The 22,726-nt window shown below is 68.4% G+C and carries 29 protein-coding genes; 8 read left to right on the top strand and 21 right to left on the bottom strand.

What is annotated here, in order from left to right; all coding sequences use genetic code 11:
- Positions 1 to 273: 273 nt before the first annotated feature.
- The 8 genes from BM417_RS40080 to BM417_RS40115 all read right to left on the bottom strand — a co-directional run bounded on the left by BM417_RS40080 (position 274) and on the right by BM417_RS40115 (position 8,138).
- On the bottom strand, positions 274 to 456 hold the full coding sequence (locus BM417_RS40080) for a hypothetical protein (protein ID WP_093605351.1): 183 nt from the start codon (positions 454 to 456) through the stop codon (positions 274 to 276).
- The gene (locus BM417_RS40085; RefSeq protein WP_045311897.1) at positions 443 to 943 is read right to left on the bottom strand and encodes a MogA/MoaB family molybdenum cofactor biosynthesis protein; all 501 of its coding nucleotides are present in this window, start codon (positions 941 to 943) and stop codon (positions 443 to 445) included. The genes BM417_RS40080 and BM417_RS40085 overlap by 14 nt, the downstream gene beginning before the upstream one ends.
- Positions 944 to 948: 5 nt before the next feature.
- On the bottom strand, positions 949 to 1,809 hold the full coding sequence (locus tag BM417_RS40090) for a sensor histidine kinase (RefSeq protein ID WP_093605499.1): 861 nt from the start codon (positions 1,807 to 1,809) through the stop codon (positions 949 to 951).
- A 23-nt stretch (positions 1,810 to 1,832) separates the two neighbouring features.
- Complete coding sequence (locus tag BM417_RS40095; protein WP_177320880.1) at positions 1,833 to 2,519, bottom strand: response regulator transcription factor; 687 nt, start codon at positions 2,517 to 2,519, stop codon at positions 1,833 to 1,835.
- Positions 2,520 to 2,699: 180 nt separating this feature from the next.
- Positions 2,700 to 4,220 carry a S1C family serine protease gene (locus BM417_RS40100; RefSeq protein ID WP_093605501.1) on the bottom strand — a complete coding sequence of 507 codons (1,521 nt, stop codon included), beginning with the start codon at positions 4,218 to 4,220 and terminating at the stop codon, positions 2,700 to 2,702.
- Between the two features lie 51 nt (positions 4,221 to 4,271).
- A complete protein-coding gene (gene galT / locus BM417_RS40105; protein WP_093605352.1) occupies positions 4,272 to 5,360 on the bottom strand; it encodes a galactose-1-phosphate uridylyltransferase in 1,089 nt (362 codons plus the stop codon).
- The gene (locus tag BM417_RS40110) at positions 5,357 to 6,154 is read right to left on the bottom strand and encodes a DeoR/GlpR family DNA-binding transcription regulator (protein ID WP_093605353.1); all 798 of its coding nucleotides are present in this window, start codon (positions 6,152 to 6,154) and stop codon (positions 5,357 to 5,359) included. Before BM417_RS40110 ends, galT begins: the two co-directional genes overlap by 4 nt.
- Before the next feature lies 1 nt (position 6,155).
- Positions 6,156 to 8,138 (bottom strand): beta-galactosidase, encoded by a 1,983-nt coding sequence (locus tag BM417_RS40115; protein WP_218164716.1) that lies wholly within the window; start codon positions 8,136 to 8,138, stop codon positions 6,156 to 6,158.
- Between the two features lie 316 nt (positions 8,139 to 8,454).
- Between BM417_RS40115 and BM417_RS40120 the strand changes: the two genes are divergently transcribed.
- Genes BM417_RS40120 through BM417_RS40130 form a run of 3 tightly spaced genes read left to right on the top strand, consistent with a single transcriptional unit; the run spans position 8,455 to position 11,548 of the window.
- Complete coding sequence (locus tag BM417_RS40120; protein WP_245822616.1) at positions 8,455 to 9,699, top strand: ABC transporter substrate-binding protein; 1,245 nt, start codon at positions 8,455 to 8,457, stop codon at positions 9,697 to 9,699.
- Positions 9,696 to 10,649, top strand: coding sequence for a carbohydrate ABC transporter permease (locus tag BM417_RS40125; protein WP_245822618.1), 954 nt, complete (start codon positions 9,696 to 9,698; stop codon positions 10,647 to 10,649). The genes BM417_RS40120 and BM417_RS40125 overlap by 4 nt, the downstream gene beginning before the upstream one ends.
- Positions 10,646 to 11,548 (top strand): carbohydrate ABC transporter permease, encoded by a 903-nt coding sequence (locus BM417_RS40130; protein ID WP_245822620.1) that lies wholly within the window; start codon positions 10,646 to 10,648, stop codon positions 11,546 to 11,548. Before BM417_RS40125 ends, BM417_RS40130 begins: the two co-directional genes overlap by 4 nt.
- A 63-nt stretch (positions 11,549 to 11,611) precedes the next feature.
- Here BM417_RS40130 and lepB read toward each other — a convergent pair whose 3' ends face one another.
- The 9 genes from lepB to BM417_RS40175 form a co-directional block, all read right to left on the bottom strand.
- A complete protein-coding gene (lepB, locus tag BM417_RS40135; protein ID WP_245822621.1) occupies positions 11,612 to 12,484 on the bottom strand; it encodes a signal peptidase I in 873 nt (290 codons plus the stop codon).
- Between the two features lie 10 nt (positions 12,485 to 12,494).
- The gene (locus BM417_RS40140) at positions 12,495 to 13,880 is read right to left on the bottom strand and encodes a sensor histidine kinase (RefSeq protein WP_407656208.1); all 1,386 of its coding nucleotides are present in this window, start codon (positions 13,878 to 13,880) and stop codon (positions 12,495 to 12,497) included.
- Positions 13,877 to 14,572 carry a response regulator transcription factor gene (locus BM417_RS40145; protein ID WP_090007381.1) on the bottom strand — a complete coding sequence of 232 codons (696 nt, stop codon included), beginning with the start codon at positions 14,570 to 14,572 and terminating at the stop codon, positions 13,877 to 13,879. Before BM417_RS40145 ends, BM417_RS40140 begins: the two co-directional genes overlap by 4 nt.
- 69 nt (positions 14,573 to 14,641) lie before the next feature.
- Positions 14,642 to 15,253: a trimeric intracellular cation channel family protein gene (locus BM417_RS40150; protein ID WP_093605354.1), complete on the bottom strand. Its 612-nt coding sequence runs from the start codon at positions 15,251 to 15,253 to the stop codon at positions 14,642 to 14,644.
- A gap of 19 nt (positions 15,254 to 15,272) precedes the next feature.
- Positions 15,273 to 16,256 carry a nucleotidyltransferase domain-containing protein gene (locus BM417_RS40155; protein WP_245822622.1) on the bottom strand — a complete coding sequence of 328 codons (984 nt, stop codon included), beginning with the start codon at positions 16,254 to 16,256 and terminating at the stop codon, positions 15,273 to 15,275.
- Positions 16,257 to 16,293: 37 nt separating this feature from the next.
- A complete protein-coding gene (locus BM417_RS40160) occupies positions 16,294 to 17,079 on the bottom strand; it encodes an SAM-dependent methyltransferase (RefSeq protein ID WP_093605355.1) in 786 nt (261 codons plus the stop codon).
- On the bottom strand, positions 17,079 to 18,236 hold the full coding sequence (locus BM417_RS40165; RefSeq protein ID WP_093605356.1) for a GNAT family N-acetyltransferase: 1,158 nt from the start codon (positions 18,234 to 18,236) through the stop codon (positions 17,079 to 17,081). The genes BM417_RS40160 and BM417_RS40165 overlap by 1 nt, the downstream gene beginning before the upstream one ends.
- A gap of 10 nt (positions 18,237 to 18,246) precedes the next feature.
- Positions 18,247 to 19,062 carry a 3-hydroxyacyl-CoA dehydrogenase family protein gene (locus tag BM417_RS40170; RefSeq protein WP_093605357.1) on the bottom strand — a complete coding sequence of 272 codons (816 nt, stop codon included), beginning with the start codon at positions 19,060 to 19,062 and terminating at the stop codon, positions 18,247 to 18,249.
- Entirely contained in the window at positions 19,059 to 19,376 is a 318-nt protein-coding gene (locus BM417_RS40175) for an EthD family reductase (protein ID WP_093605358.1), read from the bottom strand. Before BM417_RS40175 ends, BM417_RS40170 begins: the two co-directional genes overlap by 4 nt.
- Before the next feature lie 74 nt (positions 19,377 to 19,450).
- On the opposite strand from BM417_RS40175, the gene BM417_RS40180 reads away from it, so the two are divergent.
- On the top strand, positions 19,451 to 20,098 hold the full coding sequence (locus BM417_RS40180; protein WP_093605359.1) for a histidine phosphatase family protein: 648 nt from the start codon (positions 19,451 to 19,453) through the stop codon (positions 20,096 to 20,098).
- Here BM417_RS40180 and rpmF read toward each other — a convergent pair.
- From rpmF to BM417_RS40195, 3 genes are read right to left on the bottom strand one after another with little or no spacing between them, the layout of a single operon-like run.
- Positions 20,095 to 20,256 (bottom strand): 50S ribosomal protein L32, encoded by a 162-nt coding sequence (rpmF, locus tag BM417_RS40185; protein ID WP_093605360.1) that lies wholly within the window; start codon positions 20,254 to 20,256, stop codon positions 20,095 to 20,097. The genes BM417_RS40180 and rpmF overlap by 4 nt on opposite strands.
- The gene (locus tag BM417_RS40190) at positions 20,256 to 20,507 is read right to left on the bottom strand and encodes a type B 50S ribosomal protein L31 (protein ID WP_093605361.1); all 252 of its coding nucleotides are present in this window, start codon (positions 20,505 to 20,507) and stop codon (positions 20,256 to 20,258) included. Before BM417_RS40190 ends, rpmF begins: the two co-directional genes overlap by 1 nt.
- On the bottom strand, positions 20,504 to 21,388 hold the full coding sequence (locus BM417_RS40195) for a GTP-binding protein (protein WP_093605362.1): 885 nt from the start codon (positions 21,386 to 21,388) through the stop codon (positions 20,504 to 20,506). The genes BM417_RS40190 and BM417_RS40195 overlap by 4 nt, the downstream gene beginning before the upstream one ends.
- A gap of 64 nt (positions 21,389 to 21,452) precedes the next feature.
- On the opposite strand from BM417_RS40195, the gene rpmB reads away from it, so the two are divergent.
- The 4 genes from rpmB to rpsR are packed head-to-tail and all read left to right on the top strand — an operon-like array spanning position 21,453 to position 22,375.
- Complete coding sequence (gene rpmB / locus BM417_RS40200) at positions 21,453 to 21,683, top strand: 50S ribosomal protein L28 (RefSeq protein WP_093605363.1); 231 nt, start codon at positions 21,453 to 21,455, stop codon at positions 21,681 to 21,683.
- On the top strand, positions 21,683 to 21,850 hold the full coding sequence (gene rpmG / locus BM417_RS40205) for a 50S ribosomal protein L33 (protein ID WP_093605364.1): 168 nt from the start codon (positions 21,683 to 21,685) through the stop codon (positions 21,848 to 21,850). Before rpmB ends, rpmG begins: the two co-directional genes overlap by 1 nt.
- A 1-nt stretch (position 21,851) precedes the next feature.
- Positions 21,852 to 22,145: a 30S ribosomal protein S14 gene (gene rpsN, locus BM417_RS40210; RefSeq protein WP_093605365.1), complete on the top strand. Its 294-nt coding sequence runs from the start codon at positions 21,852 to 21,854 to the stop codon at positions 22,143 to 22,145.
- A complete protein-coding gene (rpsR, locus tag BM417_RS40215; RefSeq protein ID WP_093605509.1) occupies positions 22,145 to 22,375 on the top strand; it encodes a 30S ribosomal protein S18 in 231 nt (76 codons plus the stop codon). The genes rpsN and rpsR overlap by 1 nt, the downstream gene beginning before the upstream one ends.
- On the opposite strand, the gene BM417_RS40220 is transcribed toward rpsR, so the two are convergent.
- Entirely contained in the window at positions 22,323 to 22,679 is a 357-nt protein-coding gene (locus tag BM417_RS40220) for a hypothetical protein (protein ID WP_143139006.1), read from the bottom strand. The two genes, rpsR and BM417_RS40220, sit on opposite strands and share 53 nt — an antisense overlap.
- Positions 22,680 to 22,726 lie beyond the last annotated feature (47 nt).

Below are 22,726 nucleotides of genomic sequence, written 5' to 3' on the forward strand. Positions count from 1 at the left end.
GGGTTCGGCATGCCGCCGAACCCTACGCCTGCACACGAACTAACGACTCAGGACACTAGGACGTACACACCAGCCACGAACTCTCACACCAGGCGCCTGAACCCGGCCTCGCCGATCTGCATCCGCTGAGCCGTCCGCAGCCTTCAGCGCGAAGCGACCACGCTTGTCGGCTTCGGCCCCGCCACACACCCGCTCAAGAACGCGGAACCGCGGCCGACCACACCCCGAGCCCGCTCACTGCCCAGGCTCGCCAGTCCGTCCGCGGCGTCGGCGTCAGCCGCCGTGGTGCGGCGGCCTGTTCTCGCGGTACCAGGCCTCGCGGTCGTCCGCCGAAGCCCCGCCACCGCGCTCGTCCGACGTCGTCTCCGGGAGCACTTCGCCGAACACCTCGGCCAACCGACGACGGCGCGCTACGGCGTCGTCGTCGGCCGGCGTCGGCTTCTCACTCTTCGTCAAGACCGCTCAGCTGCTCGATCACGTAGGGCACCAGGGCCGACAGCGTCGCCATGCCGTCGCGGACCGCTGAGCGCGAGCCCGCGAGGTTCACGACGAGCGTGCTGCCGGAGACACCGACGAGGCCGCGCGAGATTCCCGCGTCGACCGCGCCCGCGGCGAGGCCAGAGGCGCGGAGTGCCTCGGCGATGCCGTGGATCGGGCGGTCGAGCACGCCCTGCGTGGCGTCGGGGGTGACGTCGCGCGGGGACACGCCTGTGCCGCCCACGGTGACCACGAGGTCGACGCCACCGATGACGGCCGTGTTGAGCGCGGCCCGAATGTCGACCACCTCACCCTCGACCGCGACGGTGCCGTCGACGATGAAGCCCGCTTCTTCGAGCAGTTCGGTGACAAGAGGTCCGGAGTTGTCGTCCTGCTCACCGTGCGCCACCCGGTCGTCCACGATCACGACCAAAGCGCGGCCAAGGCGCTGCGCGCTGCGTTCCATACCGATCACCGTAGCGGGAGTCTGACTTCGAAGCGGCAGCCAGGACCGTGGTTCTGGGCGCCAATTCTCCCGTGGTGCGCGTCGACGAGGCCACGCGCGATGGAAAGCCCCAGTCCGGCGCCGGTCGGGTTGCGCGCCGTGCTTCCCCGGAATCCCACGTCGAACACCTGTGGCAGCACGTCATCGGGTATGCCGCCGCACGCGTCGTCCACCCGCACCACCGCGTCGGGTCCGTCCACATCGACCTGAACGGACACCGCGCCGCCCTCCGGCGTGTGCCGAATGGCGTTGGACACAAGGTTGCGCACGACACGCATCAGTTCCGGATCTGAGCCGCGCACGACCGGCCACTCACGAGCGTCCGCACGCAACTCCACGCCCTTCCGCGTGGCCACGGGCCGGGACGCGGCGACCACGTCGCTGACCACATCGGCCAGGCGAACGTCGTGCATCGTCAGGTTCAACGCGCCCGCGGTGATCCGCGAGAGCTGGAACAGGTCATCCACGAGCTTCGTCAGGTGGTCGGCCTCCAACGCGATCTGCTTGGCGTAGACGGCGACCTCGCCCGGCTCGGCGACGACGCCGTCCTCCAGCGCCTCCGTCATCGCCCGGATCCCGGCCAACGGCGTCCGCAGGTCGTGACTGATCCACGCCACCAGCTGCCGCCGCGCCGCCTCGGCCTCGCGTTCCCACATGGTCCGCCGCGCGATCGCGCGGCCCAGCATGATCGAGAACGGCACGGTGACCAGCCCGACCAGAGCGCACGCCATGAGCGCGGCGTTGAGCATCGGCGTGAACATGAACCTGCTGACCACGAGCACACCAGCGATGGTCGCCACCACCGGCACGATGACCATCACGGTCATCGCGGTGGTCAGCGACACGCGGCTCAGTCGGTCGAACACGGGTCATACCTGTAGCCGACGCCCCACACGGTGCTCAGCCGCTTCGGTTTCGCCGGGTCCTCCTCGATCTTCTCCCGCAACCGTCGCACGTGGACGGTCACGGTCGACTGGTCGCCGAACTGCCAGCCCCACACCCGCTCCAGCAACTCGGCCCGCCCGAACGCCTTGCCGGCGTTGCCGATGAAGAACGCCAGCAGGTCGAACTCGCGGGTGGTCAGCTGCAACGGCCGCCCGTCCAGCGTCGCGGTGTGCGCGGCCACGTCCAGCACGAGGTTCCCGTCCCGCACCACCCGCGGCTCGTAGGCCCTGCTGGCCCGCCGCAACACCGACGAGACGCGCAACGCCAGCTCGCGCGGACTGAAGGGCTTGGTGACGTAGTCGTCCGCGCCGATCTGCAACCCGGCGATGCGATCTTCTTCCTCGCCCAGCGCCGTCAGCATGACAACGGGCGTGCTGCCGCGCTCCCGGATCCGCCGGCAGACCTCGAGGCCGTCGATGCCCGGCAACATCAGGTCGAGGACCACGATGTCCGGCTCGTGCGTGGCCATCAGCCGCAACGCCTGCTCCCCGTCACCGGCCAGCTCGACCTCGTACCCGGCGTGTTCGAGGTAGCGACGCACCACGTCGCGCACCGTCGTGTCGTCGTCGACGACCAGCACCCGTTCCACCACGTCACCACGCTAAGCCACGAAAGCCGGGCAGGCCCGCAAGCGTCATAAGGCCGTAAGAAGACGAAACAAAAGAGGCCGCAGCCGCGCACGGGGCAGGTGCACACGGCCACGACCCCTCAGGGGTCGTAACGCTCGGTTTCTGGCGGGCGGCGGATGCCAGAAACCGAGCGCTCCCCCGACCTATCCCACCTCGACACCGTCGAGGGTGGCTTCCACCGTCCTGTTGTCGGACAGCGTGATCGTGACCTTGTCGCCGGGCGCCTTCGACCGGACCGCGGCGACCAGCGTGTCCGACTCGTCGATGCGACGGTCACCGAACTTGGTGATCACGTCACCGGCCTTGAGCCCGGCCTTCTCGGCCGCGCCGCCACCGGTGATCTCGGAGATCTTGGCGCCCTGCTCGGTCGACTCGACCTTCACGCCCAGGACGGTCTGCTTGGGCTTGCCGCTCTTCACGATCTCGTCGATCGTGCGGCGGGCCTGGTCCATCGGGATCGCGAAGCCGATGCCCACGGAACCGGCCTGTCCCTGGCCCTGGCTCGGGCTGTAGATCGCCGAGTTGATGCCGACGACCTGGCCCTGCATGTTCACCAGGGGGCCGCCGGAGTTGCCGGGGTTGATCGCGGCGTCGGTCTGGATGGCGTTCAGCACGGTCGCCTGCGAGTTGCGGTCACCGCCGGCCGAGACCGGGCGGTTCACCGAGCTGACGATGCCGGAGGTGACGGTGCCGGACAGTTCGAACGGCGAGCCGATCGCGACGACGGCCTGGCCGGTCTTCATGTCGCCGGAGTTGCCGAGCTGCACGACCGGGAGGTTCGAGACGCCGTCGGCCTGGATGACGGCGATGTCGGAGCTCGGGTCGCGGCCGAGGATCTTGGCGGTGGCGGTCTTGCCGTCCTGGAAGACGACCTTGATGTCGCCGCCGGAGGCAGCGCCCTCGATGACGTGGTTGTTCGTCACGATCTGGCCGTTGCCGGAGATGATGAAGCCCGAGCCCTCGCCGGCGCCGGAGCGCGTCGTGACCTGGATCTGCACGACGGACGGCAGCAGCTTGTTCGCCACGTCCTCGACCGAGCCCGCGGGTGCGTTCGACGCTTGCGAGGCCGGGCGGGGCGAGTCGAGGGAGCTCACGGACGACGAGTCGTTCGCGAAGGTGTAGCCCAGGTAGCCGCCGAGGCCGCCGGAGAGGCCGCCGACGATCAGCACGAGGGCGGCGACGCCCGCCACGACCTTCCCGCGGCCCTTGGGACGCTGCGGGACGGGCGGCGGCTGGAAGCCGGGTGGGAGGTAGTACTGACCCGTCTGCGGTCCCTGAGGCCCCGCGAACGGGCTGGAGGGCGGTCCTGCGGGCTGCTCCGCGCCGAACTGCGCGGTCGTGGCGCCGAGGCCGAGCGGGTGAGGTTGGCCGGACCCTGATGGAGGAAGCTGCTGGCCGGGTCCGGGCCCGCCGAGCTGCGTCTGGCCCGCGTCAGGTGAGGGCACCTGCGGCTGGGCCGAAGTGAATGAGGCGGGCACATCGCCCAGACCGGCAGGAACGTGAGTAGCCCCAGCCTGGCCGGATCCCCCCTGCAAAGGATCCGGCTGGCCGGGTTCCGGCAGCGACGGGCCCTGCTCCCGCGCGCCGGAGTCTGTCTGACCGGCGCTCGTCGGCACGGAGGTGGGCTCTTCCGGCTGCGGCGCTGGCTGGTTGCTCTCGGTCATGGCCATAGTCTCTCGGCTCGGCCTGAGAGAACCCTTAAACCAGCCTGGGAGCTACTTGTGTGTTCCGCGGAGTCGTTCGGCGATCTGCTCGGGCGTCACGTCGTTGATCCACACGGCTTCTCCGGACTCGGAGCCCGCGAGGTACTTGAGCTTGTCCTTCGTCCTGAGCACCGAGAAGACCTGGAGGTGCAGCCACATCTCGGCACGGCCGACGTTGACCGGCGCCTGGTGCCAGGCCGCGATGTAGGGCAGCGGGCGGTCGTACAGCGCGTCCAGGCGGTGCAGCACCTTCAGGTAGATCGACGCGAAGTCGTCGCGCTCCACTGAGGACAGTGCGGCGACGTCGGGCACCTGACGGCGTGGCGCCAGCACGACCTCGACGGGCCAGCGGGCGGCGGCGGGCACGAAGGCGGCCCAGTGCGCGGACTCTTCCACCACGCGCGCGCCCGCGCGAAGCTCGGCCTCCAGCACGTCACCGAACAGCGGACGTCCGTTGGCCGCGTAGTGCTCCAACGCCGCCTCAAGCATCCGCTCGGTGCGGGGCGTGATGAACGGGTACGCGTAGATCTGGCCGTGCGGATGCGAGAGCGTCACGCCGATCTCTTCGCCGCGGTTCTCGAACGGGAAGACCTGTTCGACCCCTGGCAACGTTGACAAGAAGGCGACGCGGTCCGCCCAGGCGTCCACGACGGTGCGCACGCGCGACTCGGAGAGCTCGCCGAACGACTTGTTGTGGTCCGAGGTGAAGCACACGACCTCACAACGCCCACGCCCCGGCGCGCGCACGAACAACGACTCACCATCCACAGTGGACGGCACGTCCGGCACGTTCTGCGCCAGCGAGGGAAACCTGTTCTCGAACACCACGACGTCGTAGTCGGCCTCGGGGATCTCCGTGGGCCTGCCCGGCGTCGACGGACACAGCGGGCAGAGATCCGCCGGTGGTTTGTACGTACGTGTCTGGCGATGAGCCGCCATCGCGACCCATTCGCGGGTCAACGGGTCCAGCCGGACTTCGGACATCGGCTGGGTCTCCGGAAGATCCCGGGTGTCCACCGCGACTCGCGGCGGTGCCTCAGCGCTGTCGTCGAAGTAGATGATCTCCCGGCCGTCCGCCAGTTTGCCCGCGGTACGCCTCACGCCAACTCCTCGCCACTTCCCGGTACATGAGCCAACACCAACTCGCCGACCTGCTCGGAGAGGATCGCCCGCGCGTCGTCCGGCAGACCCTCGTCGGTCACCAGGACGTGCGCCTCGTCGAGGTCGGCGATCGTGGAAATGCCGACGGTGCCCCACTTCGTGTGATCCGCGACCACGACCACGCGTCCGGCGGCGTCGACGAGCGCGCGGTCCGTCTCACTCTCGTTGAGGTTCGGGGTCGTGAACCCGGAGCGTTCGGCCATGCCGTGCACGCCCAGGAAGACCACGTCCAGATGCAGCGAGCGCAGCGCCTGCACGGCCACCGGGCCCACCAGCGCGTCGGACGGCGTGCGCACGCCACCGGTCAGCACGACCGTGCGATCCGTGCGCCCGCTCTGTTGCAGCACGTCCGCGACGCGGATGGAGTTCGTGACGACGGTGAGGTCGGGGATGTCGTCGAGGAACCGAGCTAACGTCCACGTCGTCGTGCCGGCGGACAGACCGATGGCCGTGCCCGGACGCACGAGGCCCGCGGCCAGCGCCGCGATCGCCTCCTTCTCGGGCAGCTGCCGCACCGACTTGGCCTCGAAACCGGGCTCGTCGGTCGAGCGCCCGACGACGGACGTCGCGCCGCCGTAGACCTTCTCCACCAGGCCGCGTGCGGCGAGCACGTCGAGATCGCGGCGCACGGTCATGTCCGAGACGCCGAGCCGCACGACGAGGTCGCTGACGCGCACCGCACCCGTACGACGGACCTCTTCGATGATTACCGCTTGCCGTTGACGTGCCAGCACCTCACACCTCTTCCCTGAGGACGACTACGTCCCCGGCTCGCACGGTGAGGCGTCCGGAGACCTGTTCGCCGGACAACACGTCGACACCGGACGCCTCGATCTGCGCGTCGGTGTCGGTGTGGTTGACGGCGAAGAGGAACGATACGTCGCCCCTGCGCCGCACAAGCTCAATCGGCGAAGGCGACACCGCAACGCCCGCACTGGAAAGCGCGTTTTCCACCGTTCGGACGAGACCGTCCTCGTCAAGATCGCACGCCACGTACCAGGCGACACCGTTGCCGAACGCGTTTCGTGTCACCGCCGCCACGCCGGGCAACGGGCCGTCCGCGTAGGAGACAACGGTGTCAGCCGTGCGCGTGTGCAGGTGCTCCGTCCACAACGAAGCGGTCGATCCGTCGGTCAGCGAGACCGTTTCGTTCTCCCGCAGCGGGTGGAACTCCTCGGACCACACGCCGAGCACGTCCCGGAACGCTCCGGGGTACCCGCCGAGCCGCACGCGCGTGTGCTGGTCCGCAACGCCGGACAGGTACGTGACCACGACATGACCGCCGCCTGCCACGTAGTCCGCGATGACGGCGGCGTGCGCGTCGGACACCGCGTAGAAGGCCGGTACGACCACCAGCGAGTACGCCGAGAGGTTCGTGCCCGGCGCCACGAAGTCGACCGTGACACCGGCCTGCCAGAGCGCCTTGTAGTACCCGAGAACGTGCTTGTAGTAGTCGAAGTCGTTGGTCGGGTGGGCGTCCTGCCGCAGCGCCCAGCCGGACTGGAAGTCGAACAGGATCGCGACGGAAGCGTCCACAGTGGAACCGATGACCTCGGCCAGCCGGCCGTACTCGGCGCCGACCTCGCAGACCTCCCGGTACACCTTCGTGTCCGTACCGGCGTGCGGGACCATCGCCGAGTGGTAGCGCTCGCTGCCGCCGCGCGACTGCCGCCACTGGAAGAACAACGTGCCGTCGGCGCCGCGGGCGATGTTCTGGAACGAGTGCCGCCGCATCTCGCCCGGCAGTTTGGCGATGTTGCGCCGCTGCCAGTTCACCGCCGACGTCGAGGCCTCCATCAGCAGCCACGGCTTGCCGCCCGCCAGGCCGCGCACGAGATCCGCGGACATGGCGAGTTCGATGTGCCGATCAGGCGACTGGGCCTCGGTGTAGTGGTCGTTCGAGACGAAGTCGACCTCGCGGGCCCACTTCCAGTAGTCGAGGTCGCCGAACGTCCAGTTGACCATGAAGTTCGTCGTGATCGGCACGTCCGGCGTGATCATGCGCAGCACGTCCCGCTCGGCCTTGTAGAGCTCCAGGATCGCGTCGTCGGAGAACCGGTCGTAGTCCAGCACGTGCGCCGGGTTCGCGAACGTCGGCGTGGCGCGCGGCGGCAGGACCTGCGCGAAGTCGGTGTAGCCCTGGCTCCAGAACGCCGTGGACCACGCGTCGTTGAGCTGGTCGAGCGTGTAGCGGCTCGACAGCCACTCACGGAACGACGCGGCGCACGTGTCGCAGTAGCAGCGCTTCACGTGGCACGCGTACTCGTTGCCGACGTGCCACGCGGCGAGGGCCGGGTGGTCGCGGTAGTGCGAGGCCATCTCGGCGGCCAGCGCGGTCGCCCGGTCGCGGTAGATCGGCGACGACGGGCAGTAGGCCTGCCGTGAGCCGTGCGAGAGCCGCACACCGTCCGCGCGGACGGGCAGCATCTCGGGGTACTCGGTGGTGAGCCACGGCGGAGGCGCGGCGGTGGCGGTCGCGAGGTCGACGCGGATGCCGCCGGCGTGCAGCAGGTCCATCACGCGGTCGAGCCAGTCGAACCGGTACTCGCCCTTGCTGACCTCGATCTTCGCCCAGCTGAAGATGCCCAGGCTGACCATGGTGACGCCGGCGCGCCGCATGAGCTCGACGTCCTCGGTCCAGACGTGTTCCGGCCACTGCTCGGGGTTGTAGTCAGCCCCCCAGCCGAGGCCTTGCAGGTCAGTTGGCCACGTCGTCACGGCGCAAGCGTGGCCGACAACGACCCCCAACGTCAACACAAGCAAACACAACTGCCCGTTGGGGTCTGTTCGGCGGTTGACCGGGACAAGTACCGGGAAACGCCGAGCAACCGCCCGGAACGCGGCTGTCCAGGGGTTTAACAGCTCCGTAACGGGACTTGACATGGTGTATGACTGGGACCACATTATGCGCAACTTTGTTGGAGTCCTGTTCGGTTCGCACGAGCGAGTGTCACCTGTAGGAGCGATGATGGTTCTGCACACGCCTGGTTCCACTCCGTTACCGCACTTCGGTCGGCGAACGATGCTGCGAGTCATGCTGGCCGGTGCGGGCGTTGCCGCGACCGGTGGTCTTCTTTCAGCGTGCGGCGGCGGTTCGAGCACGGGTGGTGAATCGAAGGTCGTCACGTTCGGCAACAACCTGTCCGACCAGGTGCCGAAGGACGCGATCACCGCCGCGGTGAAGGCCTTCGAGGCCCAGTCGGGCGGCCTGTCCGTCACGATCAACACCAAGCAGCACGAGCAGTACCAGGAGCAGATCAACAACTACCTGCAGGGCAAGCCGGACGACGTGCTCGCGTGGTTCGCCGGCTACCGCATGCGGTTCTTCGCCGACCAGGGTCTCACCGGCGACCTCACCGACCTGTGGGGCAAGATCGGCGGCAACTACTCCGACGCGCTCAAGCAGGCGTCGACGGGCACGGACGGCAAGCAGTACTTCGTGCCGTTCACCCAGTACGCGTGGGGCATGTTCTATCGGAAGAGCGTGTGGCAGGAGAAGGGCTACGCGGTCCCGAAGACGCTCGACGAACTCGTCGCGCTCGCCACGAAGATGAAGGCCGACGGCCTGATCCCGATCGCCTTCGCCCAGAAGCAGGGCTGGCCGGGCATGGGCACGTTCGACCAGCTCAACTTCCGCACCAACGGCTACCAGTTCCACGTGGACCTGCTGGCGGGCAAGGAAGACTGGCAGGACAAGCGGGTCAAGGACGTGTTCGACACCTGGAAGCGGCTGCTGCCGTTCCACCAGGAGAACGCGCTCGGCCGCGAGTGGCAGGAAGCCGCGCAGACGTTGCAGCAGAAGAAGTCCGGCATGTACCTGCTCGGCGCGTTCGTGGGCCAGCAGTTCCCGGACGCGGAGAAGGAGGACCTGGACTTCTTCCCGTTCCCGGAGATCAACCCGACGCACGGCACCGACACGGTCGAGGCGCCGATCGACGGCTACATGCTGGCGAAGAAGCCGTCCAATTCGGACGGTGCGCTGAAGCTGATGGAGTACCTGTCCTCCGCCGAGCCGCAGCTCGCCTACCTGAAGGCCGACCCGACCGCGGTCGCGACCAACCAGAAGGCGGACCAGGCCGGGTACAGCCCGCTGCAGAAGAAGGTGGCGGACACCATCAAGAACGCCAAGCACATCACGCAGTTCCTCGACCGCGACACCGACCCCGGCTTCGCGAGCGAGGCGGCCACCAACGGCCTCATCGAGTTCATCAAGGACCCGAACAACATCGACTCCGTGCTCAAGGGCATGGCTGATCAGGCGAAGAACATCTTCAAGTGACCGCGTTGCAGGAGAAGCCGAAGGCGGTGGCCCCCTCCGGGCCGCCGCCTCGTCGGCGTGGAAAGCGTGCCACGGCCCTCGCCGGCACGGACAAACTCGTGCTGGCGCTCATGCTCGGCATCCCCACGTTCGTGCACCTGCTGTTCGTGTGGATCCCGACGCTGGGCTCGGTCGCGTTGTCGTTCAGCAGGTGGAACGGCATCGGCGGCTTCGAGGACATCGAGTGGATCGGTGTCGGGAACTACGTCGAGATCTTCACGGAGTACCCGCGGTTCTGGCCGGCGGTGCAGCACAACCTGATCTGGTTGCTGTTCCTGCTGATCGTGCCGACGTCGGCGGGTCTGCTGCTCGCCGTGCTGCTCGACCGCGAACTGCGGTTCAGCCGGATCTACCAGTCCGCGCTGTACATGCCGATGGTGTTGTCGCTGGCCCTGGTGGGCTTCATCTGGCAGCTGATCTACACGCCGGACGGCGGTCTGCTGAACTCGGTGCTGGGCCTCGACAAACCGGTCGACTGGATCGGCGACTCGGACATCAACCTGTACGCGGTGATGGTCGCGGCGGCGTGGCGGCACACCGGCTACATCATGCTGCTGTACTTGGCGGGCCTGAAGTCCGTCGACCCGGCGCTGAAGGAAGCCGCGTCACTGGACGGCGCCTCGGCCTCCCAGACGTTCTTCCGGGTCACCTTCCCGGTGATGAAGCCGGTGAACATCGTGGTGGCGGTGGTGACGGTGATCGAGGCGCTGCGCGCGTTCGACATCGTGTACGTCATCAACAAGGGACGCAACGGACTTGAGCTGCTGTCGGTGCTGGTGACCGACAACATCATCGGTGAGGCTTCGCGCATCGGCCGCGGCTCCGCCGTAGCGGTGATCCTGCTGACGATCTCGCTCGGCGTCATCATCCCGTACCTGTACCAGACGTTCAGCAAGGAGAACCGGTCGTGACGGCCACGCTGGAACGGCCTTCGGTGCCGGTGAAGAAGACCAGGCCGACCACGCCGGCCCGCGTGGCGCTGCACGTGTTCTTGATCCTCACGTGCCTGATGACGCTGGCACCGCTGCTGTGGGCGGTCTACGCGTCGCTGCGGACCTACGACGACACGTCGGTCAACGGCTACTTCTCCATCGCGAAGTCGCTGACGTTCGAGAACTTCGCGAAGGCGTGGGAGATCGGCGACCTGCCGCACTTCTACTGGAACACGTTCCTGATCACCGTGCCCGCCCTGCTGATCACGCTCGTGCTGAGCTCGATGGTGGCGTTCGCGGTGTCGCGGTTCAGCTTCAAGTTCAACATCGGGCTGCTGATGCTGTTCACCGCGGGCAACCTGTTGCCGCAGCAGGTGATCGTGACGCCGTTGTGGCGGCTGTACCGGCTGATCGAGCTGCCGGCGTGGATGTCGGAGAGCGAGTCGCTGATCGACTCACCGCTCGGCGTGATCCTCATCCACATCGCGTTCCAGATGGGCTTCTGCACGTTCGTGCTGTCGAACTACATGAAGACCATCCCGTACGAGCTGACCGAGGCCGCCCGCGTCGACGGCGCCTCGGTGTTCCGGCAGTACTGGCAGCTGACCCTGCCGTTGTGCCGGCCGGTGCTGGCGGCGCTCGCGACGCTGGAGTTCACCTGGATCTACAACGACTTCCTGTGGGCGTTGGTGCTGATCCAGGACGGCGACAAGATGCCGGTCACGTCGGCGTTGCAGAACCTCAAGGGCACGTTCTTCACCGACAACAACCTGATCGCAGCGGGCTCTCTCCTGGTCGCGCTGCCCACGTTGGTGGTGTTCTTCGTGTTGCAGCGGCAGTTCGTGGGCGGACTGACGCTGGGCTCTACGAAGGGCTGAGCACGCGGAACGCGAAGGGGGCGGCGACCACGTGGTCGCCGCCCCCTTCGCGTTGCCGAAGAACTACTTGCCGCCGGTCTGCGGGTTGTAGTCCGAGATCGAACCCCAGCGCCCGACGGGGATCACGATCACGCGGGCCTTGCCCACCACGTTGTCGATCGGGATCGCGCCGTCGGCCGGTGTCGGGTCGCCGTGCTTGCGCGAGTCCGACGAGTTGTTGCGGTTGTCGCCCATCACCCACAGCTTGCCCGCGGGGACGGTGACCTTCTCGAACGAGTCCTGCTGGCGCGGGCCGCCGCCGAAGTTCAGGTACGGCTCGTCCAGCGGCTTGCCGTCGACGAGCACGCGGCCCTCGTCGTCGCAGCACTCGACGGTCTGGCCGCCGACGGCGATGACGCGCTTGATGAAGTCCGTGCCGCTGGGCTCGGACAGGTTCACCATCGAGCCGAGGTCCTGCAGGGTGCCGACCACGAAGTTCGGGGGCTCCTTGCCGCCGGTCCAGTTCGGCGGGCCGCGGAAGACGATGACGTCGCCGGGGCGCGGGTCGTTGAACAGGTACGTGATCTTCTCGACCAGCACCTTGTCGTTCACGCAGCCCGTGCAGCCGTGCAGCGTCGTCTCCATCGAGGCCGACGGGATGACGAACACGCGCGCGACGAACGTCTGGATGACGACGGTCAGCAGCAGCGCGACGCTGAAGATGACCAGCAGCTCTTTCCAGAACGGCTGCTTCTTCTTCGTCTTCTTCTTGGAGAACCTGGGCGCCGGGTCGTCCTCGTACGCGGAGGAGCGCGGTGAGCGATCCTCGTACGACGAAGAGGACGAAGCCCTCGAACCGGACGTCGAGAAGCGCGACGTGGGTTCGGCGGGGCCGTCTCCAGTGGGAGGGGTCGTCTCCCAGGTCGACGAAGAATCGTCGTTCACGCGATGACTCACACGCCCCACCTTACGGACGTCCGGGTAGGCGCAACGTGAACAGGGCTCCACCCTCGGGGGCTCTGCCCGCCGTGGCCGTGCCGCCGTGCCGTTGTGCCACCTGCTTGACGATGGCGAGTCCCAGGCCGGAACCAGGCAGGGTCCGCGCCTCGGACGAGCGGTAGAACCGCTCGAAAACGTGAGGTAGATCGGCGTCCGCGATACCGGGGCCCGCGTCCGCCACCTCCACCACGGCGCTGCCGTCGCCCACCTGACGGAGGTTCAGCCGCACCGCCGAGCCCGAGGGACTGAACTTCACCGCGTTGTCGAGGAGGTTCAGCACCGCGCGCTCCAGAGCACTGGAATCACCCAGAAGTGTCCACGGCTGCAGCTGTACGTCGAACGTGACGTTCGAGGCGCGGCGGCGTGCGCGGTCCATCGACCGTTCTACCACCTCGACCAGGTCGACGGGCTCGTGGATGACCTGCGGGGCGTCCTCGCGGGCCAGTTCGACCAGGTCACCGATCAGCGTGGTCAGTTCGTCGAGCTGGGCGCGCACGTCCGAGTGAATGTCCTGCTTGTCCTCTTCGGACAACGTGGGGGAGTTCGGGCGTTCCGACGCCAGCAGCAGCTCCAGGTTGGTGCGCATGGACGTCAGCGGTGTGCGCAGCTCGTGGCCCGCGTCGGCGACCAGGCGGCGTTGGCGTTCCTGCGACTCCGCGACGGCACCGAGCATCGCGTTGAAGCTGTGCGTCAACCGCGCCAGCTCGTCGTCGCCCGCCACCGGGATCGGCGTCAGGTCACCCGTGTTCGCGACACGTTCGGTGGCCTCCGTCAGCCGTTGCACCGGCCGCAGACCCGTGCGCGCCACGGCTGTTCCCGCGATGGCCGCGAGCAGCACACCGGCACCGCCGATGAGCAGCAGCACGACGCTGAGCTTGGCCAAGGTCGTGCGCTGGGGCGACATCGACTGGGCGATGATGATCGCCTGGCCCGGCTGGTACTTGACGGCGATGACCCGCGACTCGGTCTTGTGGTCGGTCCAGATGAACTCGTCCCGCTCGCCCTGCGCCACGTCCCAGGCCTCCGCGACCGTCGGCGGCCGGTCGGAGTCCTGCGGGAAGAGCAGCTGTCCGCTGTCGGCCAGCAGCACGGCCATCTTCACGTCGCCGGCCGCGAGGAACGCCGCCGGGTACTTGCCCACGAAGTCCGAGCCGTCGATCTTCTCGCCCGCCGCCACGGCCACCGCTCGCGTGCGCAGACTCTCGTCCAGAGCGTCGTACGTGCTCTTGCGGACGATCATGTACGCGCCGAACGACACCAGCGCGACGGCCCCGGCGACGCAGAACGCCGCGAGCCAGGTGACCCGGGCCCGCAGCGACGCCTTCTGGAGCCGTCCCTGTGGTTCCAAGATCACGGAGGGGTCTCCCGCAGGACGTAGCCCACCCCACGCACCGTGTGGATCAGCCTCGGCTCGCCCTCCAGCTCCGTCTTGCGGCGCAGATACCCCACGTAGACCTCGAGAGCGTTGCCCGAGGTCGGGAAGTCGTATCCCCACACGTCCTCCAGGATGCGGCTGCGGGTGAGCACCTGGCGCGGGTGCGCCAGCAGGAGCTCGAGCAGCGCGAACTCGGTGCGGGTGAGGCTGATCGGACGCTCGCCGCGACGGACGTCGCGGGTCGACGGGTCCAGTTCCAGGTCGGAGAACTTCAGGGCGGCGGCGGACTTCTGTGCCGCGTCGTCGTCGTGGGCGGCGCGGCGCAGCAACGCGCGCAACCGGGCCAGCAACTCCTCCAGCGCGAACGGCTTGGGCAGGTAGTCGTCGGCACCGGCGTCCAACCCGGACACCCGGTCGCTCACGGCGTCACGCGCGGTCAGCACGAGGATCGGCAGGTCGTCACCGGTGCTGCGCAGCCTGCGGCACACCTCGAGGCCGTCGAGGCGGGGCATCATCACGTCGAGCACCATCGCGTCCGGCCTGGCGGCGGTCACCGACTCCAGGGCCTGCATGCCGTCGCCGGCAGTCTCGACCTGGTAGCCGTTGAACTGGAGCGAGCGGCGGAGTGACTCCCTGACCGCCCGGTCGTCGTCGACAACGAGGATGCGCATGAGGGCAGTCTTGCCGAGGGATCTGAGAGCCGCCTGAGAAGGGCCCTAACTGCGGGTGTGAGTTCGGCGTTAGCCTTCGAGGCCCCGTGCGACAGGTGCGTTCCACTTCCGCCAGAGCGCAATCAGCCTGATGGTGATGATTATTGACGCACCAGTCAGCGCGACCAGGCCTTTCGGCAGTCCGACCCATTCACCCACTGCGACGACGACCGCACCGCATAGCGCCGCCACAGCGTAGATCTCTCTCCTCAGGACCAGAGGAATCTCACGGAGGAGCAGGTCACGAAGCGCGCCACCGCCGATTCCCGCCGTCATGCCGATGAGGCACGCCGCGTACGGAGTCGCACCGAGTGACAACGCGGTCGACGTGCCGGACGTGACGAACAGACCGAGGCCCACGGCGTCCAGCAGCAACACGGAGCGGCGGAGCTTCGCGACCTGCGGGTGGAACCAGAAGACGATCAGGCCCGTGCCGCCCGCGACCAGCAGGTACGGCCAGTTCCGCAGGCTCGTCGGCGGGTGCACGCCGAGCAGGACGTCGCGGATGATGCCGCCGCCCAGCGCCGTGGTGAGCGCCAGGATGGTCACGCCGAACACGTCGAGGCGAGCGCGAACCGCGGCCACCGCTCCGGAGGCGGCGAAGACCGCGATACCGATCAGCTCCAGGACGATGAGCAGCACGAACGGAGAGAATAGTGGGTTATCGGGGCGGCGCTGCCCGGCGGTAACCGGCGTCCAGCCGGCCTCCCGCGGACACCAGCACGGCCTCCACGACGGCGATGAACCGCTCGGCACCCTCGCCCCGCACCAACGCCCGGTAGGAGTCCACGAGCTCGTCCTCCTTGGCCTCACGCAGCCGGCGCATCAGCCACTTCCCGTGCCCGAGCCACCGGTTCTGCACGACCAGCGCCAGCTCGCCCGCGCAGGTCAGCAACCGAGCCGCGACGAACAGCTGTTCGTCCTCGTCCCGTGCGCCGATGAGGTCTTCGAGCAGGTCCGTGGTGCCGTAACGACGGTCTTCGAGCTCGGTGACGGTCGCGAGTGGAGGGCCCGCGTCCAGCAGAACGCGCGCCTCGGCCCGCATGCGCTGACCGGTGCCGTCGGCGTCGAGCATCAGGAAACCCTCGGCGCACATGTGCAGCAAAGGAGGCCGCCGGCCCTCGGTGTCCCGGGCCACGAAGTCCTGGAACGACTCGATCGTGTGACAGAACAGCTCGACCGGCCAGCCGCGGTGCCGCAGCGTCTCCCGGAACGCGCACGGCAGGTCGTCGACGATCACGACCATGTCCAGGTCGGAGTTCGCGGTGTAGTTCCCCGCCGCCACGCTGCCGCCCAGGAAAGCGGCCGTGGCCAGCGGGTACTTGAGGTCGAGCAGGTCCCGTGCGACCTGCACCGGGTCCTTGTCCCAGTCCAGCGGGTGGCCGGTGACGTAGTAGTCCTCGTCGGGGCTCAGCGGGCCGAGCACCTGCTCGACGCGCGACCGGACCTCCGCGACCACCTCGTGCATGTCCACGAGCCACGGGTTGTCCTCGGCCTCGAAGAACGGTCTGATCGCCAGGAACTGCGCGCGGGAGAGCTCGCGCACGCTGACCGGTGGCCCGCTGCGCCGCTTCGCATAGCCCTTCAGGCGCCAACCCATGTTGTCGCCGTAGGCATGCCTGACCTCGTCCTGGTCCCCCGCCACGCGTTCATTCTTACTTGACGAGGCCGCTCGGACGAATTCACACGCGCGCAACCGCCAGCAAATAGCCCAGCGACGGCTGGATCGCGAGCGGCGACAGGATCTGGTCGAGGTACTGCCGCGCCTCTTCTCCGTGCGCCGCGATGAGGGCGTCGTAGTGCCTCCTCGCGCCGACCTGCATCCGCGGCACGGTCCTGCGCGTCTCAGTGCTCAGGTCCAGCAGCTCCACCACCTGCAAACCGGCTGCCGCCAACAACTTCGGGTAGCCCGCGAAGGTCGGCAGCTCGTCGATGTCGTACGTGCTCAGGATCGGCTGGAGGTCGTCCATCAGGCCCGGTGCGACCGGCCTGCGCTGCACGAAGTCGGACACCACGACGACGCCCGACCGCTTGACCACGCGTGCGAACTCGCGCAGCACGCTGACCCTGTCGCCCAAGTGCGGCAACGTCTCCACGGCCCACGCCGCGTCGAAGGTGTCGTCGGGGAACGGCATCGCGTGCGGATCCGCGTGCACGAACCGGACCTGCTCGTCCACGAACAGGGCCTCGGCCCGCGTGTTGGCGCGCGCGACGTGATCGGCGCTCGGCGAGACCGAGACGATGTCCGCGTGCGAGGCCTCGGCCAGCCGGAAGGCGGACGTGCCGACGCGACGGCCCAGGTCCAGCACTCGCCAGCCGTGACGGGCGCCGAGCCGGTCGATGTGCAGCGCCGTCATCCGTTCGGCGGCGATGCGGTTGGACGAGTCGTCCTCTTCGGACGTCCAGAGACCGAAGTGCAGGTTGTGGTCCCAGATCGCGCGCATGACCTCGTGGTAGACGTCGGCCATCAGAAGAAGTCCGCGAGCCGGGGTGTGCCGGACGAGCCGGTGAGCTGGTCGAGCACCGCCGCGCCGGCCGGGTCGCCCTCCAGCAAACCCGCGCGCCGCAACGCATGCGTGTTCTGCGCGCCGGAGAACCACGGTCCGAGCGCCCGCGCGTGCAACCGCACCGCACCGGTGCCGCCGGGTTCGGCCCGCACCGCGCCGTCCTCCACGACGACGCGCCACCGGCCCGCGTGCCACGGCGCGTGCTCGTCGATGATCTCCAGGTCCACCGCGGCATCGGCGAGGCGCGGCCAGCCTCGGGCGGCCACGGCGGCGGGCAGGTCCACCACGCGTTGCATCCACGTGGAGGTCCACACCGAGTGGCGCAACGGGGTGCCGCCCAGGAGGTTGACCGTCGCCGGGTCGGTGATCCGCAGGTCGATCGCTTCGAGCGTGCCCGCCCAGGACGCCAGCGAGGCGAGGAGGTTCAGCTGTGCCTCGACGTCGACCCCGATGAGGTCGTGAACCTTGAGCCGGCCCATGTCGCCGCCGGGCTCGCGGCTCGCGGTCAGGTACCCGCGCAGGCCGTTCGGGCCGGGCAGCACGCTCACCAGGTCCATCTCGAGCACCTTGCCGAGGTCGATCCTCGGCGGGCGGCGGTCGGCCATGCCGCCGATCGTCCGCGCCACCTCCAGGTAGCACTCGTGCAGCGCGGTGAGGTCGCTCCCGTCCGCCGGGCGCGAAGCTATCGGCTCGGCAGGCCTGGGAACTGAGAGCACCCTGTCCATCGGCAGCTCGACCCACTCGAAGACCCCGGCACGTTCCCAGCCGCGTCCCCGGTACAGGGTCGGCACGGTCGGGTAGAGCGCCGAGATCGGCTGGCCGTGCTCCCGCATGACGACCAGCGCGGCGTCGAGCAACGCGTTCGCCACACCCCGGCCGCGGTACGCCCCGTCGACGGCGACGCCGCCGATCCCGCCCATGGGAACCGCGGCGCCACCGTAGAACTGCGCGTAGGAGCCGATGCCGAGCACACCCGCGACCCGGCCGTCGATCTCGGCGACCAGTCCGTGCGAACCCGGCTTCACCAACCGTTCCGGCCGCTCGGTCGAGTTGAACGCGAGCTTGCGAAGCCGGAACACGGCCTCGATGTCGTCGTCGGTGTACTCACGGATGTGCACGGACAACTATCTACCAGGAAAAGAAGCCTTCACCCGTCTTCTTTCCCAGCTCACCACGGGCGACTTTGTCTCGTAACAACTGCGGCGGCTCGAACCGCGGCCCGAGTTCGGCCGCGAGGTGCTCGGCGATCGCCAGCCGCACGTCGAGTCCGACCAGGTCGGTGAGCTCCAGCGGGCCCATCGGCCAGCGGTAACCGAGCTTCATGCCGGTGTCGATGTCGGCGGCGGAAGCGACACCTTCCTCCAGCATGCGAATCGCTTCCATGCCAACGGCGACGCCCAGCCGGGACGTCGCGAACCCAGGGGAATCCCGCACTTCGATCACGGTTTTTCCCATTTGTTCGGCCCAGGTTCGCGCCTTGGCCACGTTCGCCGGGTCGACGCCCTCGTGGTGCACGAGTTCGACGAGCTGCTGCACCGGGACGGGGTTGAAGAAGTGCATGCCCAGCACGCGTTCGCCGGGCAGTCCGGCGGCGATCTCGGAGATCGACAGCGAGGACGTGTTGGAGGCGAGGATCGCGTTCGGGCACTTCTCGGCCGCGAACCCCAGGACCTTCTGCTTGAGCGGCACGTTCTCCGGAACGGCCTCGACGACCAGCTCGGCGTCCGCGGGCAGCTCACCCGTGCTCAGGTTCGCGAACACCGCCGCCGCGTCGGCGAGCTTGCCCTTCTCCTGCGCCTTGTCCAGGGAGCGCCGGACGGCGAGCCTGCCCTGCTCGGCGCGTTCGGCGTCGGCCTCCGACAGCGTGACCTCGTGCCCGCCCGCGAGCAGGAGGTGCACGATGCCGGCGCCCATCGTGCCGCCGCCGATGACGACGGCCTTCACGACACGACCTCGGCGCTGAACATCGCGACCAGCTCCATCCCGCCGATCTCGGCGAGGTTCGCGCCGGACGTGGCCCACTCCGGAGTCTGGAGGGCGGCCTTGAACGACTCCTCCGACTCGAAGTACATCTCCGCGATCAGGTGCAGCTCGGTCTCACCGAGGAAGCCCGCGAAGACCACCCGCTGCACCTTGGCGACCTCCGCGCGCACGATGCCCGGAACCGAGTTCACGATCGGCAGGTGCGACTCGAAGTACTTCTCGTCGAAGCCCTCGGGGTCGGCGGGCTTCTTGTACAGAGCGATGTACTTGATCATGTGACACCATTCTCCTCGACTCGCCGAGCACTGTAACGCCCGGAGCACCCGCGGAGCTGAGGCACGATGGTGAGGTGCGGATCATTCTGCTGCGCCACGGCCAGAGCCTCGGCAACGTCGACGAGCTCGCCTACTGCCGCATCCCCGACCACGCCCTCCCGCTCACCGAGACCGGCGAGGACCAGGCGCGCGCCGCCGGCCCGACGATCAAGAACCTGATCGGCGACGACCAGGTCGCGGCCTACGTGTCGCCGTACAAGAGGACGAAGCGGACGTTCGAGCTGCTGGGCCTCGACGCCGAGCGGGTCGTCACCGAGCCGAGGGTGCGCGAGCAGGACTGGGGCAACCTGCAGGACCCGGTGCAGCAGGAGGTGCTCAAGCACCAGCGGCACGCGTTCGGGCACTTCTTCTTCCGGCTGCCCAACGGCGAGTCGGGCGCGGACGTGGACGACCGGGTGGCGGCGTTCCTCGACGGCCTGACCGTGCGGATGCACAAGGACGAGAACCACCCGAAGACCGTGCTGGTCGTGTCGCACGGACTGACGATCAGGTTGCTGTGCCGCAGGTTCTTCGACTGGAGCATCGACCTGTTCGAGTCACTGTCCAATCCGGACACCTGCGAGAACCGCGTGCTCGACCACGACGGCACCGGCTGGAGGCTGGACCGTCCCTTCGACCAGTGGCGCGACTCACCGGACGGAACGGTCCAGCACCCCGTCTAGATCAGCCCGCGCTTGTAGGCCGCGACCAGCCGGCGGGGAACGAGGAGTTCCTTGCCGTCCAACGTACGCACGCGCACCAGGTCCGGCGCGGTGGCCTTCCACTGCGACCGGCGGTGGCGCGTGTTGGACCGGGACGTCCTGCGCTTGGGAACGGCCATCAGCGCTCTCGCTTTCCGTAGCGGCGGTTGAACTTCTCGACCCGGCCGGCGGTGTCCACGAGCCGTTGGGTGCCCGTCCAGAACGGGTGCGAGTCGGCGGTGATGTCGACGACGAGCAGCGGGTAGCTGTTGCCGTCCTCCCACTCGATGGTCCGGCCGGACGTCGCGGTCGAGCGGGTCAGGAACGTCTTGCCGGTGGACGCGTCCTGGAAGACGACCGGGTGGTAGTCGGGGTGGATTCCTGGCTTCATATCTCCAGCTTTCGGATCGAGTCCACGAAGGACAGTTCGTCGTCGGTGAGCAGCGCTTCGGCGAACGCGGCGGTGATGGAGTCCGGCTCGCCGAGGGTGATCGCCACGATCTGAGTGGTCCTGCCCCCGCGCGGCCCGCCCTCGCCGACGTGCATCCCGCAGCCCGCGGATTCCAGGTGCAGTGCGACCTCGGGCTCGTCCGCCACCCACAACCGGCCGCGCGAACGCACGACCGTTCCGTCGAGCAACGAGTCGAGCGCCTCGTTCAGCCGCGCCGGGTGGAACGGCCGGTCGGCCGTGAAAACCGCTGTCGAGACACCGCATTCGGGTGTCAAGGGCACCAATCGCGGCCGCGAGCTCTTGCGCACGACGACCGTGTCGGGCGTGCAGCGGTGTGCGCCGGGAGCCAGCCGGTCGAGCACGGCGAGCGTGCGTTCGTCCGCATCTCCTTGCAGCACCAGCACATCCGCCGCCTCGGCCTGCGCGACGACGACCTGCGCCACCGTGCGTTGGTCGCTGACCATCGAGGCGTCGCCCAGGGCGTCGTCCAGCCAGGTCGCCGCGTCGAGGACGGTGATCACGCACTCGACCTCGACGCCGAGGTTGCGGCGCACCGCGTCCGGCTCCAGCAGCGGGTCCAGGTGCAGCACGACCGTGTGGCCGTCGAAGGTCCCGAGCAACTCGCGCAGGTCCTCTCGCACGGTGCAGGACACGCAGCCGTGCAGCAGTTCGACGTCGGTCGCGATGCCGTCGACCCACCGACGCACGCACGTTTCCGCAGCTACGTGCCGTACGAGCACCGAACCGGGCCGGTCGCGCCACACCCGCACGGCGACGTCGTGGTCGACCAGCCCCGCCACCATAACGACAACGGTTTCCATGTGAGATACCGTAGATGAAAACGAAAGTCGTTTCAATCTGCGTCCATCTTTCTGGAGGTACTCAGTGCGCTGCCAGCTGACCGGCCGTGAGCCGGGCTTCGGCAACCGCGTCTCGCACTCGCAACGCAAGACGCGGCGCCGGTGGAACCCGAACGTCCAGCGCAAGCGGTACTGGGTGCCGTCGCTGAACAGGTTCGTCACGCTGACGTTGTCCGCGAAGGGCATCAAGACCGTCGACAAGCTCGGCGTCGAGGCCACCGTGGCCCGGCTCCGCGCGCAGGGGGTGAAGGTCTGATGGCCAAGAGCACGGACGTCCGGCCGATCATCAAGATGAGGTCGACCGCGGGAACCGGGTACACCTACGTGACCCGCAAGAACCGCCGCAACGACCCGGACCGGCTGGTGCTGCGCAAGTACGACCCGATGGCGCGCAGGCACGTCGACTTCAAAGAGGAGCGCTGACGTGGCGAAGAAGTCGAAGATCGCCGCGGATCAGCGCCGCCGCGAGGTCGTGGCGCGGTACGCGCAGCGACGGGCCGAGCTCAAGGAGATGCTGCGGCACCCGGAGACGCGCGCGGAAGCGTTGCGGGGTCTGCAGAAGCTGCCGCGGGACGCGTCGCCGACCCGGCTGCGCAACCGCGACGTCGTGGACGGCCGGCCGCGCGCCTACAACCGGAAGTTCGGCCTGTCCCGCGTCCGGCTGCGGGAGATGGCCCACCGCGGCGAGCTGCCCGGCGTGTCGAAGGCGAGCTGGTGATGCGCGAGAAGAAGCCGCCCAAGCGCAGGGTGAACCTGCTCGCGAAGGAAGGCGTGACCGTCGTCGACTGGAAGGACGTCACGCTGCTGCGCAAGTTCATCTCGGACCGGGGCAAGATCCGGTCCCGCCGGGTGACGGGACTGACGCCGCAGCAGCAGCGTCAGGTCGCCACGGCCATCAAGAACGCGCGGGAGATGGCCCTGCTGCCGTACCCGTCACAAGGGCGATGACACGGACCGCCGCGCTGGCCAGGAAGGCCAGCGCGGCGAGTTGCACCAGCAACGCGAGCGCCCAGGTCGTGTGTTCGTCGACCGTCAGATCGCCACGAACACCCACCAAGAAGGTCGCGTAGAGGCCCCAGCACTGCAACGCCGCCAGGCCGGCTCCGACGATCGTCGTCCGCAGCGAGACGATCACCACGACCGCCGCGAGCAGGATCAGGGCCGGCAACGGCCAGGCACCGGTGAACGTGACCACGCCGACTCCTCCGCCGAATCCGAGCGCGGAGCCGTAGCCACCTTTCATTCTTCGCATCCGATCGGTGTATCGCCCCAGGTGAGATCAGCGCCACCTCTCCAGCG

Origin of the sequence: Lentzea waywayandensis (genome assembly GCF_900115955.1) — a bacterium.
GTDB classification, from domain to species: domain Bacteria; phylum Actinomycetota; class Actinomycetes; order Mycobacteriales; family Pseudonocardiaceae; genus Lentzea; species Lentzea waywayandensis.